The sequence below is a fragment of the Pantoea sp. DY-17 genome (genome assembly GCF_019795975.1).
GTDB classification, from domain to species: domain Bacteria; phylum Pseudomonadota; class Gammaproteobacteria; order Enterobacterales; family Enterobacteriaceae; genus Pantoea; species Pantoea leporis.
This window is the reverse complement of the sequence record NZ_JAIMIG010000003.1, coordinates 473069-491095: the sequence shown is the minus strand read 5'-3', so window position 1 is coordinate 491095 and position 18027 is coordinate 473069. Positions and strand designations below refer to the sequence as shown.

The window sequence follows — 18027 nt, the reverse complement described above, 5'->3', positions numbered from 1 at the left end:
GTCATTATCTGCCGCTTTATCCCCACGCGAAGAATTTAACGCTGTTGCAATAACAGCGCGGACGCTGCACGCCCACTGGAGGAAGTATGAGGTTTACATTAAATCCTATCGCATTAGGGATGTTGGCGGCGCAATTGCTGATCTATCCAGCAATGCAAAGTCAGGCTGTTACGTTGGGGACTTACACACCAGAAAATAATGACAACCAAACCGGTAAAATTACCGTCAGCAGCGGCAATGAAAGTCTGACCGGCAATCAGGCATTCACGGCAGGAACGGATGGCGCGGTCACCACCACGCTCGGGCAAGTGGCGATCACCTCGGGATCGCAGTATCTCAATCAGGATCGCCTGGATCCCGGCCCGCAAAACTTTGCGATCACTACGCCCGATCCCGCAACCGGCACCAACAGCACATTCCAGGTATATAACTCCGCCAGTCTTGTCGCCTTAGCGCCCGTCACCAGCGCCACCAGCGTGCCGGATGTGCAGAACGTCAATGATGCGCAGTACATCGATGCGCGCGTTGCGGATGTTACCGGCGGTACGCTGGATGTGAATATCGGGCAGGCGAATGCGCTCAGCAGCGCCAGCACCAACAGCTGGACCATGGCCGCTAAACAGACACAGCTATTTGATGTGAGCGGCACCGGCACGGTGAACTGGAACAGCAATAACCGCATCAGCTTTTTCGGTGCCACCGCTACGCCGGACGGCGCGGGATCGGCCACCAGCAGCTATCAGGTGCAAAACCTCGCCACCTATAACGGCGCATTCAGCGTGCAGACGCTGGATGGCAAAAGCACCAGCTTTACCGTCACCAACGCCAGCCAGCTGCAAAGCTACAACAACTGGCTGATCGGTCAGCTGCAGGCGGGCAATCTTGATAAAACCCGTTATCTGCCTGAATTCAACAAAGCCGTCACCTTCACCAATGCCAACATCGTCTACAACGTTAGCGCCACGCCGCCAGACGAGGTGACGCAGGCGATCGGCAATCGCATTGTGATCAATGCCAATGGCGCGGACGCGAGAGTCAATCTGGCGGCGGGTAAAACGCTGGAAGTGGTGGGCGCGACGGGCGGTGCGATCAAAGCCTCCAACGGCGCGCAAGCGGTGATTGATGGCAAACTGGCGAGTCGCGGCAGCATCACCAATAACGGCACGGCGCTGGTGTTAACCGATAACAGCAGTGGAACCAATAATGGGGTAATTAACGGCGGCTTCCTCAATCGTCAGGATGGTACCGGCATTGGTTCGACCGGCTACGGTGCCAACGGCGTAGCCGTGCAAACCGGTAGCACCTTTAACAACAACGGCATCCTCAACCTCGCCACCACCGGCAGCAATTCACAGTATGGCGTGGCGGGCATCAATCTTGGCGTGTCATCCACCGCCAATAACAGCGGCAATATCAACGTTGGCGTCAACGGTTCGAGCGCGCGCGGCACCGCGTCTGGCGTGTTACTGACCGACGCCACTTCCAGCTTCACCAATAACGCCAGCGGCAATATCTACATTGGTCGCGGACCGCAGAACAGCCTGGGTGAAGCGACGGCGGATATCGCGATGAACCAAAGCGGGTTGACCAGCGGTATCGCCCTGGTCGCCAACGGCAACGCGGTTAACAACGGCAGCATTACCCTCGGCACGAGAACGCAAAATGCGGCGGGGATGTCGGCGACCGGCGCGAATAACGCCACCATGATCAACACCGGCACCATCAATGTGAACGGTGCGGCTGCCACCATTCCGCGTGAAAACGTCGGCATGCTGGTGACCAACAGTGCCGGCAACATCAATAACGCGGGTACTATTAACCTGAATGGCGTGAACGGCACCGGCCTGAAAGTGCTGGCGACCAATGGCAACACCGCCAGCGCCACCTCAACTGGCACCATCAACGTGGCAGGCGGCGCCGATCCGGCCAGCGGCACGCGCAACTATGGCGTGTGGGTGGAAGGGCAAGGTGCAACCGGCACGGCGCAGGCCACCATCGATGGCCCGATCAATCTCAGCGGCAATGGCGCGATCGGCGTACATGCGCGCGGCAATTCCACGGTGACCGTGGATCCGGCTGCCGTGCCGACCTTTTCTAACGGTACCAATCAGATCGCCTTCTTTGCCTACGGCCCCAATGCGCTGATTAACGTGCTGGGCAACAATCCGTTTGATGTGACCACGCAGAACTCCACGCTGTTTCGTGTTGAGCAGGGCGCAGACTTCAACGGTAACGCCTTGTCGCTCACCGCGTCGGGTGCCGGTTCTACCGCCGTGCTCGGCAGCGGCGCAGGCACCGAAGTGAGCAGCGATGCGGCGGTGATCAACGTCAGCGGCAGCGGTGCCAATGGCATTACGGTGGAAGGGGGCGCAACAGGTGTTATTGATGCCGCAACCACCATGAATCTCACCGGTAGCAACGCAATTGGCGCGATCGTTGACGGACAAAAACACGATATCTTTGGCAGAAACAGCGGCTCGCCGGTGACCAGCACCCGCCTGAACTCTGCGGCGTTATTGAATGCGTCACAGAGTGGATTGACCGGTTATCTGGCCCGCAATCGCGCGCAGTTGACCAACAGCGGCGATATCACCTTCAGCGGCGCCAACGCCACCGGCATTCGCGTCGAGAGCGGTGCGACCGGCACCAACAGCGGCAATATCAACATCAACGATGGCGGCACCGGCATCGCGGTGAACAGCGGCAGCAGCACCTTTGCCACCACCGCCAATAACACCGGCACCATCAATGTTAATGGCGGCAGCACCACCAACCGCAGCCGAGGCGTCAGCGCCAGCGGCAATCGCGCGGTAGCCAACCTGAACGGTGGCACGCTGAATCTTAACGGCACCGGCGCGATTGGGGCGGAAGCGCTCAACGGCGCGCTGGTGAATATCGCCGCCGGTTCAGCGCCGGTATTCAACAACAGTGACCAAATTGCTTATCACGCGGCGGGCAGCGGATCGCGCATTAGCTCCGCCACCAACGCTTTAAATATTAACAGCAGCGGCTCAACCGGCTATCGCATTGATGACGGCGCGGCGCTGAGTTTCACCACGCCGACCACCCTCACCGCCAGCGCCAGCAACAGCACCGGCGCGATTATCTCCGGCAGCGGCAGCAGCCTGAATAGCAGCAACGCCAACTTCATCGCCAGCGGCCAGGGCAGCACGGCGATCCGTGCCGAAGGCGGTGCGAACGCCACGCTCGATAGCGGCAGCAGCATCAACCTCAGCGGCAGCAACGCGGTCGGCGTGCTGATTAATAATCTGCGTACCGATTTGAGTAACGCGCTGGATGGCAGCGCGGCGGCCACCCGCGTTACCAGCAACGGCAATGTGAGCGGCGCGGGCAATGGCGCGATGGGTTTTGATGTCACTAACGGCGCAGAGCTGGTCAACAACGGCAATGTGAACCTCACCGGCAGCAACAATATTGGGATCCGTTCGCGCGCCGGCAGCACGCTGACCAACAACGGCGTGGTCAACGTAGCCAACGGCACCGGGCTGGATGTCTCCGGCAGCGGCAGCACGCTGGCGAAAGGCGGCACCATCAATGTCGATAACGGTATCGCGGGCGTGCGCATCAGCGACGGCGCGCAGCTGGCGCTTACCGGCAGCGACACGGTGATCACCACGCGCGGCAACGCGCACGGCATTTTGCTGGATAGCGGTGCGTCCGCACTCAGCGCCAGCGACGCCACGGTGAACGTGCTGGGCAGCGGCAACGGCATCGAAAACCGCGCCGAACTGAGCAACGTTGGTCTGAGCAATCTCACCATTAACGTCGGCGACGGCAACGGGATTCGCACCGCTGTGCCATTTGATCCGGCTTCGACGGTGACCACCAACGTCTCTGGCAGCGGCAGCGGCCTGAATATCGCCAATGCCGATGGCTCCACCACCCGCGGCGATCTGACGTTGGGGTCGGGCTATCAATTTAATGTTACCGGCGCAGGCGGCACCGGTATTCGCGCCAATACCACCGGCAATGTCACCACCGCCGCCAATGTGAATATCGGTAATGCGGCGGGCGGATCGGCGCTGGTCTCCAGCACGGCGGGCACCATCGTCAATACCGGCAACTTCACCTCCAACAGCCTGACGGCGCCGGTGGTGGATCTGCGCGGCGGTAAAACCATCTTCGAGAACCTTGGCAACATCATCACCGCCAACCCACAAACCGTGGCGGTAGCGGGCAGCAACGCCGATGACGAAATTCTGCTGACCGAAGGCGCGGTGCAGGGCGATATCAATCCGGGCGGCGGATCGGATCGGTTCCGCTGGACGGGCGGAACGCTCAACGGCAGCCTGACCATGGGCAACGACAACAACAACACGGCTGAAGTGAGCAAGGTCGATCTCGGCACCACCTATCATCTCACCAGCGGTAATGGCACCGGCAACACCTTGACCTTCAATCAGATCGACGCGCGCGGCGGCAGCTTCAGCGCCGACGATCTCAGCAAAGGCGTTAATCTTGGCAGCGGCTGGAGCACCATCAACTTCGCCAATACCCAATGGACACTAACCGATAATCTGCAGCTGGCGCACAGCACCATCAATGTCGATGCGGATTCCACGCTGTATGCCGGCGATAACGTGCATCCGACGCTATCCGGCGGCACCGCCGATTCGCTGGTGGTGAACAACGCCGGTACGCTGGATCTCACCAACGGCGCGGGTTCACCGGGCAACACGCTGGATATCGCTGGATCGCTGGCGTCGAGCGGCGGCCAGCTCAATCTGGTCACTAACCTCAACCAGGGTGGTGCGCTAAGCAATCAGTTCACCGACCACATTAACGTCACCGGCAATGCCAGCGGTACCACGCTGGTGAATGTGAAACTGGCGGATGCCAGCACCGGCGCACTCACCGATCTCAATCAAAATGGAGGCGTAGAGGGCAACGAAGGGATCTCGCTGGCGCAGGTCGGCGGTAATGCCAGCGCCAACAGCTTCGCGTTGAAGGATGGCTATCTCGGTGCCGGGCCGTGGCAATATCGGCTCTACACCTTTGCACCGGGCAGCAGCGATCCCAGCCAGCGTTTAGTCAGCGGCAGCGGCAATAACTATTGGGATTACCGTCTGGCGAACTACTACGTGTGTGAGGATAGCGTTAACTGTCAGCCGACCTTCGTCACCGATGCCTTTGGCACGCCGCAAAGCTACGATTCGCGTCCGGCGGTGGTGCCGCAGGTGCCATCTTATGTGTCGGCACCGGTTGGCCTGGCCTATTACACCTCGGCGATTATCGACGATCTGCATAAACGCCTCGGCGAACTGCGCCACGAGCAGACACGTCCGCAAGGCAACGGCGGCGAGATGTTCCTGCGCTATATCGGCTCGAACCTGAAGTACAAGAGCGATAAGAGTTTCCGCGACTTCGGTTACGACTTTGACCTCGATTACAGTGCGGTGCAGGTAGGCGGCAATCTGCTGCGACTCGATGGCGAGCAGGATAGCCTGCGCGGCGGTTTAGCCTATACGCGCGGTAATACGCGCATTCGTCCGCATGCGGCCGACGGTTACAGCAGCACCACTTTCGACAGCGACAGCCTGGCGTTTTACGGCACCTGGCAGCGTCAGAGCGGATTCTATCTGGACGGTGTGTTGTCATTTGACTGGCATCGCGGCGAAACCGATATCGCCCGCACGCAAGAAGTAGCGAAGCTGAAAGGCCACGGCTGGACGGCATCGCTGGAGAGCGGCTATCCGTTTGCGTTGGGCGATGGCTACAAGCTTGAGCCGCAGGCGCAGCTGATGTACATGAAGCTGAATATGAATGATTTCACCGATAAAGACGGCAACAACGTGCGTTACGGCGACTATAACCAAACTATTGGTCGTCTCGGCGCGCGCCTCGACCGTACCTGGACCGACGACAGCAATCGTCAATACACCCCTTATCTGCGCGCGAACTACTACAAAGGTTGGGGCGGCAGCGCAGATACCTCGGTGTCATCGGTGGATAATCCGGCATTTGGCGCAACCTTCAGCAGCGGAAAATTTGGTCAAATGTGGGAACTGGGCGCAGGCGGCACTGCAACCTTGCAGAAGGATGTTTCATTGTATGCGGAAGCGGATTATCGCAAAGAGATCGCTGGCAATGGTGCTAAAGGGTGGCGGTATAACGTGGGGGTTCGCTGGCAATTCTGATTTCCCTGCGCCCTTTGCGTTGCAGGTGCGTTGGCTGCGCTCGCTCACCCCGGTCACAGAGTTCACTCTGCTCCCGGGAATGAGCGAGCTTGCCGCCTTCCTGCAACACAAATGGCTTTGGGAAATCCCATTTCCCTGCGCCTTTTGCGCTGCAGGTCTGCTAACTGGGTTTTTAATAAAAGATTGATTTGGTTTATTGTAAAACCCGGTTAATCGATGAGCTAAGTGAAAAAGTGTGAAAGCCGCTGCAAAGCGGCTTTTTTATTGGCCTGAATTTGAAACTGGTGCTAAAGCTCAAGCCGTACGATGCCGAAAAGATAAAAAAGTATTATCGATTGCTTCTTTTCGCCTGCGTATTGCAAGGACACACACATGCGTAACAACCAGCCCGTCACTCAGCGTGAATTCGCTTTTGACGATGACGCCACATTGATGTCGACTACCGATCTCAACAGCTACATCACCTATGCCAACGATGCCTTTATTGAAGTCAGTGGCTTCAGTCCGGAAGAGGTGAATGGCCAGCCACACAACATGGTGCGCCACCCGGATATGCCGCCGGAAGCCTTTGCCGATATGTGGGCGACCCTCAAACAGGGCGAGCCGTGGACGGCGCTAGTGAAAAACCGGCGTAAAAATGGCGATCACTATTGGGTGCGCGCCAACGCCATTCCGGTGGTGCGTGAAGGCAAGGTGCAGGGTTTTATGTCGGTGCGCACCAAGCCGTCGGTGGAGGAGGTTCGCCAGACCGAAGCGCTGTACCGCGACTTCCGCGAAGGGCGCGTCAAAGGACGCCGCTTCCATAAAGGCTTGATGGTCGGCACCGGCTGGCGTCGCCTGGGCTCGATCCTGAAAACTCTGCCGCTGCGCTGGCGCATCCGCTCAACCTTATTAACGCTGCTGCCGCTCTCGGTGATTGGCGTCTGGCTGCTGGGCCTTGCACCTCTTGCCGTTGGCTGCTTTGCCGGCGGCATGGCGGGCCTTTTACTGCTGGCGAGTCTGTGGCTGGAGCAGCAAATTTCACGTCCGATGGAGCGCATGTGCCGTCAGGCATTGAGCGTGGCGACCGGCGCCAGCCATAAAGTGGAGCAGATCGACCGCGTCGATGAGATTGGCGTGACGCTGCGCGCCATCGGCCAGCTTGGTCTGATGTTCCGCTGGCTGGTGGATGATGTCAGCGGCCAGGCGATCAACGTGCTGAGCGCCAGCGATGCCATCGCGCGCAGCAACGACGAATTGAGCCGCCGCACCGAACAAGCAGCGGCTAACGTGCAGCAAACCGCCGCCACCATGAACGAAATGACCGCCACGGTGAAGAGCAACACCGATACCGCCAAAGAGGTCAATGGGCTGTCGGAAAACACCAGTCATGCGGCGATCAAAGGCGGCGAAGTGATGCAGGAGATGGTGGGCATGATGGCGGAGATCGCCGACAGCTCGAAGCGCATCGCCAACATCACCAGCGTGATTGACGGTATCGCTTTTCAGACCAATATTCTGGCGCTTAACGCCGCAGTGGAAGCCGCGCGCGCCGGTGAGCAGGGCAAAGGCTTTGCGGTGGTGGCCGGTGAAGTGCGCAATCTCGCGCAACGCAGCGCCAAGGCCGCCAGCGAAATCAAACATCTGGTGGAAACCAGCGCCAGCCGCGTGCAATCGGGCAGCGATCACGCCGATGCGGCTGGGCACACCATGCAGGAGATTGTCGATCAGGTGCAGAATGTCACTGCGCTGATCGCGCAAATCAGCGGCGCGACCGCCGAGCAGGCCATCGCCCTAACGCAGGTCAGCACAGCGGTGGAAGATCTCGACGATATCACCCATCAAAACGCCGCGCGCGTGGCGGAAAGCGCCGAAGCGTCCGGTCGCATGAAGCATCAGGCCAATCGTCTGGTGGAAGCGATCAGCGTGTTCCGTTAACGCATGTCGCGTTCGGCGCGCAGTGCGCCGGGTGGCGTGCCAACAATGCGTTTGAAGGCGCGGCTAAACGCCGCCAGCGAACCGTAACCGAGGTGGAAGGCGACGCTTTCCACCGCTTCGCCCTCGTTCACGATACGTTCCACCGCCAGCCGCATGCGCAGCTCGGTAAGATAGCGCAGCGGCGTCATGCCGGTTGCCGTCTGGAAACGCGCGGCAAACACCGAGCGTGAACTGCCGGATTCGCGCGCCAGCCGCTCCACCGTCCAGTTTTCGCCGGGTGCGCGATGCATCGCCGCCATCGCCAGGCTGAGACGCGGATCGCGCAGCGCCTGCACCAGGCCGCTGCCTTTGCCGCAGCCGTTCTCCACCCAGCCCCGCACAATTTGCGCCGCCACCACATCCGCCAGCCGCGACAAAATCCCGGCGAAACCGGCTTTGCGCTGCCGCGTTTCGCGCTCCATCGCATCGAGAATCGGCTGAATTTCCGGATACTGCGCCAGCAGCGTACTCACCAGCATCACGTCGGGCATGGTGTGCACCAGCGGCTGCATGCCGCCCAGTTCAAACGCCATGCAGGCGCTGAACAGAATTACATCGCTGTTATCCGGGCAGAGTTCGGTGCTGTCGTCGATGGCGCAGACGCTGGCGCAAATCGGGCGGCTATTAAACGTCGAAATGGGTTCGCAAGCGGCCTCTTCGCTGGAGATCAGCGCGTGCGGTTTGCCGTGCGGGATCAGCAACGCATCGCCGGCCTGCAGCGGATAGATCACGCCTGACGCCGAGCGAATCAGTAACGATCCGCGCCCAACAAAATGCAGCTGCGCGCGACCAGGCGCGTCGTCATATTGCAGGCCAAAAGGCGCGTGCAGCGCGATACGCTGGTATTTGACGCCGTACAGGCGCATGCCCATCAGCAATTCACTGGTCAGATCTTCATAGCGACTCATACCAATCCCAGACGAATAATCAAAAAACAAAGTTTCTGCATCATAGATCGTCTGGTGAACAGTCACTATGCTTAACGCTAAATATTTTGTGATGGGGATCACAGATGAGCCTGGATACTGAAATAGTCGAAACACCGTTAGACGTGGATAAACCGGCGTGGGGCGCGGTGTTTGCCATGGCCTTTGGCGTATTCGGCCTGATTACCGCAGAATTTCTGCCGGTAAGCTTGCTGACGCCGATTGCCGACACGCTGCGCATCAGCGAAGGGCAGGCGGGACAAACCGTGACCGTGACTGCGCTGGTGGCACTGCTCACCAGCCTGGTGATTGGCAACGTGACGCGCCAGCTCGATCGTCGCGTGGTGATGCTGGCCTTTACGCTGCTGCTGATTGCCTCCGCGCTGCTGGTGGCTTTTGCCGAGAATCTGCCAATGATTCTGCTGGCCCGCGTGCTGCTGGGCGTGGCAATTGGCGGCTTCTGGACGCTCTCGACCGCGATTACCATGCGTCTGGTGCCGAGCGATCAGGTGCCACGCGCGCTATCCATCGTGTTTAGCGGTATTTCGCTGGCGACCATTATTGCTGCGCCGCTCGGCAGCTATCTGGGCGGCATTATTGGCTGGCGTAACATCTTCATTCTGACCGCCGCATTAGGCGTGCTGGCGCTGCTGTGGCAGTTCTTCACCTTGCCCGCGATGCCGCCGATTAATAAAGCGCGCAGCGGCGGTGTGCTGGATCTGCTGCGTAAAAGCGTGATGCGCTGGGGCATGCTGGCGGTGATCATGATGTTTACTGGCCACTTCGCCTTCTTTACTTATCTGCGTCCGTTCCTCGAAGGCAGCGCGCAGCTGAACGTCAATCAGCTGTCGCTGGTGCTGCTGGCGTTTGGCGTGGCGAACTTCTTCGGTACTTCGCTGGCAGGATATCTGGTGATGCGCAGCGTATCGCTGACGTTAACCGCGATGGCGCTGGTGATGAGCGTGACCGCGCTGCTGCTGGTGAGCTTCGGCGAGGTGTCGTGGCTGGTCGCGGCGGGCGTGGCGCTGTGGGGCCTGGCGTTTGGTTCGATGCCAACCGGGTGGTCAACGTGGATCTCCCGCGCGGTGCCAGACGATGCGGAATCAGGCGGCGGTTTGCTGGTCGCCACCATTCAGCTGGCGATCACCGCCGGTGCCGCAGCCGGCGGCTGGATGTTTGATCTGCAAGGCGCCGGCGGCGTGTTCCTCGCCAGCGGCGTGCTGATGCTGCTGGCGGCCATCACCATCTTCACCCGCGTTCGTCATCACGGTTAACACCTATGCCATCCGTCGCGGCGCGATAAATCGCGCCGCGACAGCGTTATGCGTTCGGGCTATCACAGCCATATATCCTGCCTTTTAATTAAATGTCAGATTTTTAACCCTTTGCACAAAGGTTAACCCAAACGTGCTTTTTATGTTCAAAATATTCGAATGACAACGGCAAATCTCTCCGCTTTTTACTGATCAATTCTGCGCCTATTATATCTCTCAACAAGGCGATGACGCCTTACTCAATCAAACGTACATTAAGGAATTGACCATGAAAACCATCAAAACTTTTGCTGCTGTTGTTGCTCTGACCGTTCTGCCATTCGCTACTTTTGCGCAAAGCATCACTGCAACTGCTTCAACGCTGGATGGAGCAGAAGCGCAAATCGCTGCTCAGGCGCATGAAGCTGGTGCTTCCTATAAAGTGACCGAAGCCAACTTCAACAACGGCGTGCACATGACTGCTGAACTAACCAAATAAGTTGCATTAACGTTCTGTGCTGACAGGGTGCCTTCGGGCGCCCTGGCGGCGTTGGTAAGCCGATAAAATCCTGTCACTTTCCCTTCGAAATGATTACTATTCTCAAAAAGTAGCACCCTTCGTCGGCTCGCCTCGGGCTGTCTTTTTAACATTGGTTGTAATGTCGGGCTTTCACTTCACTGCCATCAGGCGGTGTTTTTGCTATGGAGAAGTTATGAAGGCGAATAAAAAATCGTGGGCGCTGCGTCCACTGCTGCTGGCAACAGCGCTGTTCTCAACCTCTGCGGTGATGGCGGCGGAGTCTCAGCCGTTGAACCAGGCGATCTCAAAAGGCGCTTACGAGTTGGCGTTCAGCAACAGCGATAATGCGCTGTTCCTGGCGACCGCGCAGAGCACCACCGACAAAAAAGGCGGCACCGTTTATCGTCTCGATCCGCAGGATCTGGCGGTAAAGCAAACCATCAACACCGATCTGCCGACCTTTGGCGCGGCGATCAACCAGAAAACCAACATTCTCTATTTGGGTAACACCCGCGATGCTGCACTGACTGCAGTGGATGCCACCAGCGGCAAGGTGATCAACACGCTGGTGCTGGATGGTCGTCAGCGCAGTGAAACCGTGCGTCCGCTGCAGCCGCGCCAGTTGGCGGTTGATCCGGCGACCGATCGCGTTTACATCACTGGCCTCGGTGAGCAGAGCGTGGTGTGGGTGGTGGATGGCAAAACCCTGCAACTGATCAGCACCGTGCCGAACACCGGTAAAATGGGCACCGGTTTAGCGCTCGATTCTGCGGCGCAAAAACTGTACGTCACTAACTCCGATGGCGAACTGGTGACCATCAATACGCGCCTGAACGCGATTGAAAAGCGTCAGAAAATCGATGGCGACAACGATCACTTCTTCCTCAATATCTCGCTGGATACCAAAGGCCATCGCGCCTTCCTCAGCGACTCAAAACAACCGCAGGTGCTGGTGCTGGATACCCGCACCCAGCAGGTGATCCACAAGATCGATGTGCCGGAATCGCTGGCGGTATTGTTTAATGCCGATCGTGATGAGCTGTACGTCACGCACCGTAAAGCGGGCGAAATCAGCATCATCGACGCCAGCAGTTACCAGGTAAAACGCACGGTGAAAGCGCCGGGTCTGCCAAACAGCCTGGCGGTTTCCGCCGATGGCAAAACCCTGTTTGTCAGCATCAAGCAGCCGGGTTCACGCAAAGAACCACCAAAGAATCCAGATAGCGTGCTGCGTATCGCTTTATAAGCGGTAATAGTCTGAATTAAAGGGCGGCTTGTGCCGCCCTTTGCATTTCCGCACTTCGCTGCGCCTATTCTTTACGCACATACGCTACCTTGTAGGACGACAACACCAATGGAGAGGATGCAATGAGCCAGTTTTTTATGCATGAGAAAAACGATCTGGTTAACGAAGCCATCGAAGGGGTTTTGCTGAGTACGCCGTGGCACAACCTCAGTCGCCTCGATCTCGGTGATGAGATTCGCGTGGTGGTGCGTTCGGACTGGGATAAAAGCAAAGTGGCGCTGATCTCGGGCGGCGGTTCTGGCCATGAACCGGCGCATGCCGGATTTGTCGGCAAAGGCATGCTGACGGCGGCGGTGTGCGGCGATATCTTCGCCTCGCCGAGCGTCGATGCGGTGTTGAACGCCATTGTTAACGTCACCGGCGATGCCGGTTGCCTGCTGATTGTGAAGAACTATACCGGCGACCGTCTTAACTTCGGTCTGGCGGCAGAGAAAGCCAAAAACCTCGGCTACAAAGTTGAGCTGGTGATGGTGCAGGATGATATCGCGCTGCCGGAAAACCCGCAGCCGCGCGGTATCGCCGGGACTGTGCTGGTGCACAAAATCGCTGGCTTTGCGGCGGAGCAGGGACAATCGCTGGATGAGGTCAAAGCGCTGGCACAGCGTGCGATTGATGCCACATCGTCCATCGGTTTGGCTTTCGCCACTTGTCATGTGCCGGGCGAAAAACGCGATGAGCGCGTCGAGCCCGGGCACAGCGAGCTCGGCATGGGCATTCACGGCGAGCCGGGTGTAATCACGCTGGATGGGCAAGACAGCCGCCAAATCACCAGCATCATGACCGATAAACTGGCGCAGGCGCTGCCGGACGGCAAGCAAGCGCTGTTGCTGATCAACAATCTCGGTGGCTTCTCGCAGCTGGAGCTGGCGCTGTTAACGCGTGAAGTGTTGCAGTCGCCGCTGGCGGCACGCATCACGCATCTGCTGGGGCCGGCAACGCTGGTCAGCGCGCTGGATATGAAAGGTTTTTCGCTGACGCTGCTGGCGCTGGAGGAGCCGTTCCTTGAAGCGTTAAACGCGCCGGTTCAGGTGCTGGGTTGGGTGCCGGTGTATGACTTTGCGCCGATCAGCCTGCAACGTGCAGAGAAAATCGGCAGCGTGCTGGATTTTGATGCCTCTGAGAATGCGGAGGTGGCACGCATCGTCGCCAGCGTCACGCAGACGCTGATCGATCTGGAAAGCGAGCTGAACGCGCTGGATGCCAAAGTGGGCGATGGCGATACCGGCTCAACCTTTGCCGCCGGGGCGAAGAAAATTCAGCGCGGCCTGCAGGAAAAACAGCTGCCGCTGGATGAGCTGCCAACCTTGCTGGCGCTGATTGGTGAACAGCTGGCGACGGTGATGGGGGGATCGAGCGGCGTGTTGATGTCAATTCTGTTCACCAGCGCCGGCCAGCAGCTGGAAGAGGGCAGCGCGCTGCCGCAGGCCTTGATGCACGGGCTGGAGCGCATGAAACATTACGGCGGCGCGCAGCCGGGTCATCGTACGTTGGTGGATGCGCTGCAACCGGCGCTGGAAGCGTTAGTGGCGGGCGAGTCGCTGGCTGCGGCGGCAGAAGCGGCGCAGAAAGGCGCCGACGCCACTGCGCAGATGCAGAGCGCCAAAGCGGGGCGTTCCGCGTATCTGAACCAGCAGAGTCTGGATGGCGTGAAAGATCCGGGCGCGTATGCGATTGAGAAGGTGTTTGCGGTGTTGGCGGGTTAAACAGAGTGCGCCTGGCCCCTCACCCTAACCCTCTCCCGCAAGCGGGAGAGGGGACTGACCGAGCACATATTTAACATTTGGCAGCGTCTCCCTCTCCCCGTGGGAGAGGGCCGGAGTGAGGGCACCAGACCGCACCGCACTACCACCTTACTCCGCGGCTTCGCGCATCATCTCTTCGTGTGGAATATCCTGCAAAATCTGCTCGAAACTGCGCAGACGTTTATAGATCGACATCAGCGTAATCAGCGTTGACCACGACGTGATCAAATACTGGAACGACGAGCGCACCTGATCAAACACATTGGTGATCTGGTTCAGCAGACCGAGCGTAATGGTACCCGCCACAATCGACGGGAACAGCACAAACAGCCCGAACACGTTATCCACCTGCAGATACATAATGCGGGTGATGTTGAAGTACAAATAGTGGAAATAGAGGCGGAAATAGTTCTGACGCACGCGGCTAAACAGCTCCTGCACCGTCGGCGGTGAGGCGCGTTCAGGATCGTCTTCGCCATATACCAGCTCTTTACGGTAGGCCGCTTCCACCCGCTGATTGCGGAACTCCAGCCCCGGCAGTTTAATCCCCACCAGCGCCAGCAGCGCGGTACCAAACAGCGACCACAGCAGCGCGGCAATCACCAATGCATACGGAATGCTGCCAAGAATGGGCACCTCTTTCACATGGTGCGACAGCGTGACCAGCACCGGCAGGAACGCCACCAGCGTCATAATCGCCTGAATAAAGTTGATGCCCCAATCCTGCAACGTGCCAGCGAAGCGCATGGTGTCTTCCTGTACACGCTGTGCCGCCCCCTCAACCAGACGCAGACGCTGCCAGTTGTGCATGTAGTAATTGTTCATCGCGGTACGCCAGCGGAATACCCAATGGCTGACGAAGAACGAGTTCATCACGCCAATCACCACCGCAATCAGCGCGATACCGAGAAACGCCAGCACTTGCACATAGAACTGGTGGATGGCGACGGAACCGGCTTTGGTCAGCGCCTGTTGAATCATGTCGTAGAACGGGCCGTACCAGGCGTTAACGCCCACGCCGACCTGCACGCCAAACCAGGTGACAAAGATGATCAGAATTGAACCCCAAACCGACCAGCGCTGCCACGGATGGTTATCAATCACGCGCCACGCCAGCGCAAAGAGGCCAGCAACGATCCAGTAATAGGCGTAAAACCACAGTTGGCTGATGTGAATAAAACGGCTGGCATTGGTTGGCAAGGGTTCGTGCATCGCCGCCTGTAGTGCAGGCCAGCGCGCCGGGAAATCACTGAAAAAGCCAAACCAGGCAAAAATCGCCAGCAAACTCCAAATCGCAGCTGAGCTGAAAAACAGCGTTGGCCGCGGAAAAAAGGACTTAAACATAGGCACTCCGCTGTTGTGTGTACGCCTTTATACCGCTTCAGACCTCTATCTGTCTGTTGTGGGTTGTATCTGACGATGTCAGTTTCGCCGCTGCGATGTAAAACGACAGCGGCAATTGTTAAGTAATTAGTGCGAATTTGTTTCTAACAACTAAATTATCCACAGCAATGGTGTTACAATATTTGCACTGTTACCGGTAACAGTGCTGCTGTATCCCTTAAGCTATCAATAAAAAAACAATACAACGCAACTACTTAACTTTCATGCCGCATTATATGTGGTACTGAGGCAATGTCATGTCAGAACAAAAAAATGGTCACACTCGCAGGGATTTTCTGCTGAGAACCATCACCCTGGCGCCGGCAATGGCGGTGGGCAGTACGGCGATGGGCGCACTGGTGGCACCGATGGCCGCTGGGGCAGCAGAACAAAACGCATCACCACAACAGGCGCGTAGCTACCAGCCCACCTGGTTCACCGCCGAAGAGTTTGCCTTTATCACTGCGGCCGTGGCGCGCCTGATCCCCAACGACGAACGCGGTCCTGGCGCACTGGAAGCCGGCGTGCCGGAATTTATCGATCGTCAAATGAACACGCCGTATGCCACCGGTAACAACTGGTACATGCAAGGTCCGTTCAATCCCGATCTGCCAAAAGAGTTAGGTTATCAGCTGCCGCTGGTGCCGCAGCAGATCTACCGTCTCGGCCTCGCCGATGCCGATGGCTGGAGCAAAAAACAGCATGGCAAAGTGTTTGCCGAGCTGACGGGCGAACAGCAAGACGCGCTGCTGACCGCGTTTGAAAGCGGCACCGCCGAGTTCCCGCAGCTGCCAGCGAAAACCTTCTTCTCTTTCCTGCTGCAAAACACCCGCGAGGGTTATTTCAGCGATCCGATCCACGGCGGCAACCAGGGCATGGTGGGCTGGAAGCTGATTGGCTTCCCAGGCGCACGCGCTGACTTTATGGATTGGGTAGAACGCGGCGAACGTTATCCGTTCCCGTCAGTGGATATTCGCGGGGAGAGGACGTAAGCGTGGCAAATGAATTGAAAAAAGTGGATGCGGTCGTCGTCGGTTTCGGCTGGGCGGGTGCCATCATGGCGAAAGAGCTGACCGAAGCGGGCCTGAATGTGGTGGCGCTGGAGCGCGGTCCGCATCGCGATACCTACCCGGATGGATCTTATCCGCAGTCGATTGACGAACTGACCTATAACATCCGCAAAAAGCTGTTCCAGGATCTGTCGAAAAGCACCGTAACGATTCGTCACGATGCCTCGCAAACCGCCGTACCTTATCGCCAGCTGGCAGCGTTTCTGCCCGGCACCGGCACTGGCGGCGCGGGTCTGCACTGGTCAGGCGTGCATTTCCGCGTTGACCCGGTAGAACTGAACCTGCGCAGCCATTACGAGCAGCGTTACGGTAAAAACTTCATCCCGGAAGGCATGACGATCCAGGATTTCGGCGTCAACTATGACGAGCTCGAACCCTTCTTCGATCAGGCCGAGAAAGTGTTCGGCACCTCGGGCAGCGCCTGGTCAATCAAAGGCAAACTGCTGGGCAAAGAGAAGGGCGGCAACCCGTACGCGCCAGATCGTTCCAGCGACTTCCCGCTGCCGGCGCAGAAGCGCACCTACTCGGCGCAGCTGTTCGCGCAAGCGGCGGAATCAGTGGGTTATCACCCTTATGATATGCCGTCGGCCAACACCTCAGGCCCCTACACCAACACCTACGGCGCACAGATGGGCCCGTGCAACTTCTGCGGTTTCTGCAGCGGTTACGCCTGCTACATGTATTCCAAAGCCTCGCCGAACGTCAACATCCTGCCCGCGCTGCGTCAGGAACCGAAGTTCGAGCTGCGCAACAACGCCTACGTGCTGCGCGTCAATCTGACCGACGATAAAAAACGCGCCACTGGCGTGACCTATCTCGATGGTCAGGGCCGCGAAGTGGTGCAGCCTGCTGATCTGGTGATCCTGTCGGCGTTCCAGTTCCACAACGTGCATCTGATGCTGCTCTCCGGCATTGGCAAGCCCTATAACCCGATTTCCAACGAAGGTGTGGTCGGGCGTAACTTCGCCTATCAGAACATCTCAACGCTGAAAGCGCTGTTCGACAAAAACACCACCACCAACCCGTTTATCGGTGCCGGTGGCGCAGGTGTGGCGGTGGATGATTTCAACGCCGACAACTTCGATCACGGTCCGCACGGCTTCGTGGGCGGTTCGCCATTCTGGGTGAACCAGGCCGGTACCAAGCCGATCTCGGGTTTGCCGACGCCGAAAGGCACGCCAAACTGGGGCAGCCAGTGGAAATCCGCGGTCGCGGATACCTACAACCATCACATCTCGATGGATGCGCACGGCGCGCACCAGTCGTATCGCGCCAACTATCTCGATCTCGATCCGAACTACAAAGATGCCTACGGCCAGCCGCTGCTGCGTATGACCTTTGACTGGCAGGATAACGACATCAAGATGGCGCAGTTCATGATTGGTAAGATGCGCAAAATCACCGAAGCGATGAACCCGAAAATGATCATCGGCGGCGCGAAAGGGCCGGGCTCGCACTTCGACACCACCGTGTATCAAACCACGCACATGAGCGGCGGCGCGATCATGGGTGAAGATCCGAACACCAGCGCGGTGAACCGTTACCTGCAGAGCTGGGATGTGCCGAACGTGTTTGTGCCAGGTGCGTCGGCGTTCCCGCAGGGACTCGGCTACAACCCAACGGGCATGGTCGCCGCGTTGACCTATTGGTCAGCCAAAGCGATTCGTGAACAGTATCTGAAGAACCCCGGCCCGCTGGTACAGGCATAAGGAA

10 protein-coding genes are annotated in these 18027 nt (G+C 58.3%); 8 read left to right on the top strand and 2 right to left on the bottom strand.

Annotated elements, in window-relative coordinates:
- The first annotated feature begins 86 nt into the window (after positions 1-86).
- Positions 87-6158: an autotransporter outer membrane beta-barrel domain-containing protein gene (locus K5Y33_RS16395; RefSeq protein WP_222234553.1), complete on the top strand. Its 6072-nt coding sequence runs from the start codon at positions 87-89 to the stop codon at positions 6156-6158.
- Positions 6159-6530: 372 nt separating this feature from the next.
- Entirely contained in the window at positions 6531-8075 is a 1545-nt protein-coding gene (locus tag K5Y33_RS16390) for a PAS domain-containing methyl-accepting chemotaxis protein (RefSeq protein ID WP_101763036.1), read from the top strand.
- Here the strand turns inward: K5Y33_RS16390 and K5Y33_RS16385 are convergent.
- Positions 8072-9022, bottom strand: coding sequence for an AraC family transcriptional regulator (locus K5Y33_RS16385; protein ID WP_222234552.1), 951 nt, complete (start codon positions 9020-9022; stop codon positions 8072-8074). The two genes, K5Y33_RS16390 and K5Y33_RS16385, sit on opposite strands and share 4 nt — an antisense overlap.
- A 104-nt stretch (positions 9023-9126) precedes the next feature.
- Here K5Y33_RS16385 and K5Y33_RS16380 point away from each other — a divergent pair, with 104 nt between their 5' ends.
- The 4 genes from K5Y33_RS16380 to K5Y33_RS16365 all read left to right on the top strand — a co-directional run bounded on the left by K5Y33_RS16380 (position 9127) and on the right by K5Y33_RS16365 (position 13822).
- Positions 9127-10314 (top strand): MFS transporter, encoded by a 1188-nt coding sequence (locus K5Y33_RS16380; RefSeq protein WP_222234551.1) that lies wholly within the window; start codon positions 9127-9129, stop codon positions 10312-10314.
- A 268-nt stretch (positions 10315-10582) separates the two neighbouring features.
- On the top strand, positions 10583-10792 hold the full coding sequence (locus K5Y33_RS16375; RefSeq protein WP_101763034.1) for a DUF1471 domain-containing protein: 210 nt from the start codon (positions 10583-10585) through the stop codon (positions 10790-10792).
- A gap of 214 nt (positions 10793-11006) precedes the next feature.
- Entirely contained in the window at positions 11007-12059 is a 1053-nt protein-coding gene (locus K5Y33_RS16370) for a YncE family protein (RefSeq protein WP_222234549.1), read from the top strand.
- 122 nt (positions 12060-12181) lie between these two features.
- Positions 12182-13822: a dihydroxyacetone kinase subunit DhaK gene (locus K5Y33_RS16365; protein ID WP_222234548.1), complete on the top strand. Its 1641-nt coding sequence runs from the start codon at positions 12182-12184 to the stop codon at positions 13820-13822.
- 147 nt (positions 13823-13969) lie between these two features.
- Here the strand turns inward: K5Y33_RS16365 and sbmA are convergent, their stop codons facing one another.
- The gene (gene sbmA / locus K5Y33_RS16360) at positions 13970-15205 is read right to left on the bottom strand and encodes a peptide antibiotic transporter SbmA (RefSeq protein WP_101762366.1); all 1236 of its coding nucleotides are present in this window, start codon (positions 15203-15205) and stop codon (positions 13970-13972) included.
- 296 nt (positions 15206-15501) lie between these two features.
- On the opposite strand from sbmA, the gene K5Y33_RS16355 reads away from it, so the two are divergent.
- Positions 15502-16236: a gluconate 2-dehydrogenase subunit 3 family protein gene (locus K5Y33_RS16355; RefSeq protein ID WP_101762365.1), complete on the top strand. Its 735-nt coding sequence runs from the start codon at positions 15502-15504 to the stop codon at positions 16234-16236.
- 2 nt (positions 16237-16238) lie between these two features.
- Positions 16239-18023, top strand: coding sequence for a GMC family oxidoreductase (locus K5Y33_RS16350; protein ID WP_192412642.1), 1785 nt, complete (start codon positions 16239-16241; stop codon positions 18021-18023).
- The last annotated feature ends 4 nt before the right edge of the window (positions 18024-18027 follow it).

Coding starts and splice junctions, on each gene's coding strand:
- K5Y33_RS16390 (WP_101763036.1), top strand. CDS start 6,531: ATGCGTAACAACCAGCCCGTCACTCAGCGTGAATTCGCTTTTGACGAT.
- K5Y33_RS16395 (WP_222234553.1), top strand. CDS start 87: ATGAGGTTTACATTAAATCCTATCGCATTAGGGATGTTGGCGGCGCAA.
- K5Y33_RS16380 (WP_222234551.1), top strand. CDS start 9,127: ATGAGCCTGGATACTGAAATAGTCGAAACACCGTTAGACGTGGATAAA.
- K5Y33_RS16355 (WP_101762365.1), top strand. CDS start 15,502: ATGTCAGAACAAAAAAATGGTCACACTCGCAGGGATTTTCTGCTGAGA.
- K5Y33_RS16365 (WP_222234548.1), top strand. CDS start 12,182: ATGAGCCAGTTTTTTATGCATGAGAAAAACGATCTGGTTAACGAAGCC.
- K5Y33_RS16385 (WP_222234552.1), bottom strand. CDS start 9,022: ATGAGTCGCTATGAAGATCTGACCAGTGAATTGCTGATGGGCATGCGC.
- K5Y33_RS16375 (WP_101763034.1), top strand. CDS start 10,583: ATGAAAACCATCAAAACTTTTGCTGCTGTTGTTGCTCTGACCGTTCTG.
- K5Y33_RS16370 (WP_222234549.1), top strand. CDS start 11,007: ATGAAGGCGAATAAAAAATCGTGGGCGCTGCGTCCACTGCTGCTGGCA.
- sbmA (WP_101762366.1), bottom strand. CDS start 15,205: ATGTTTAAGTCCTTTTTTCCGCGGCCAACGCTGTTTTTCAGCTCAGCT.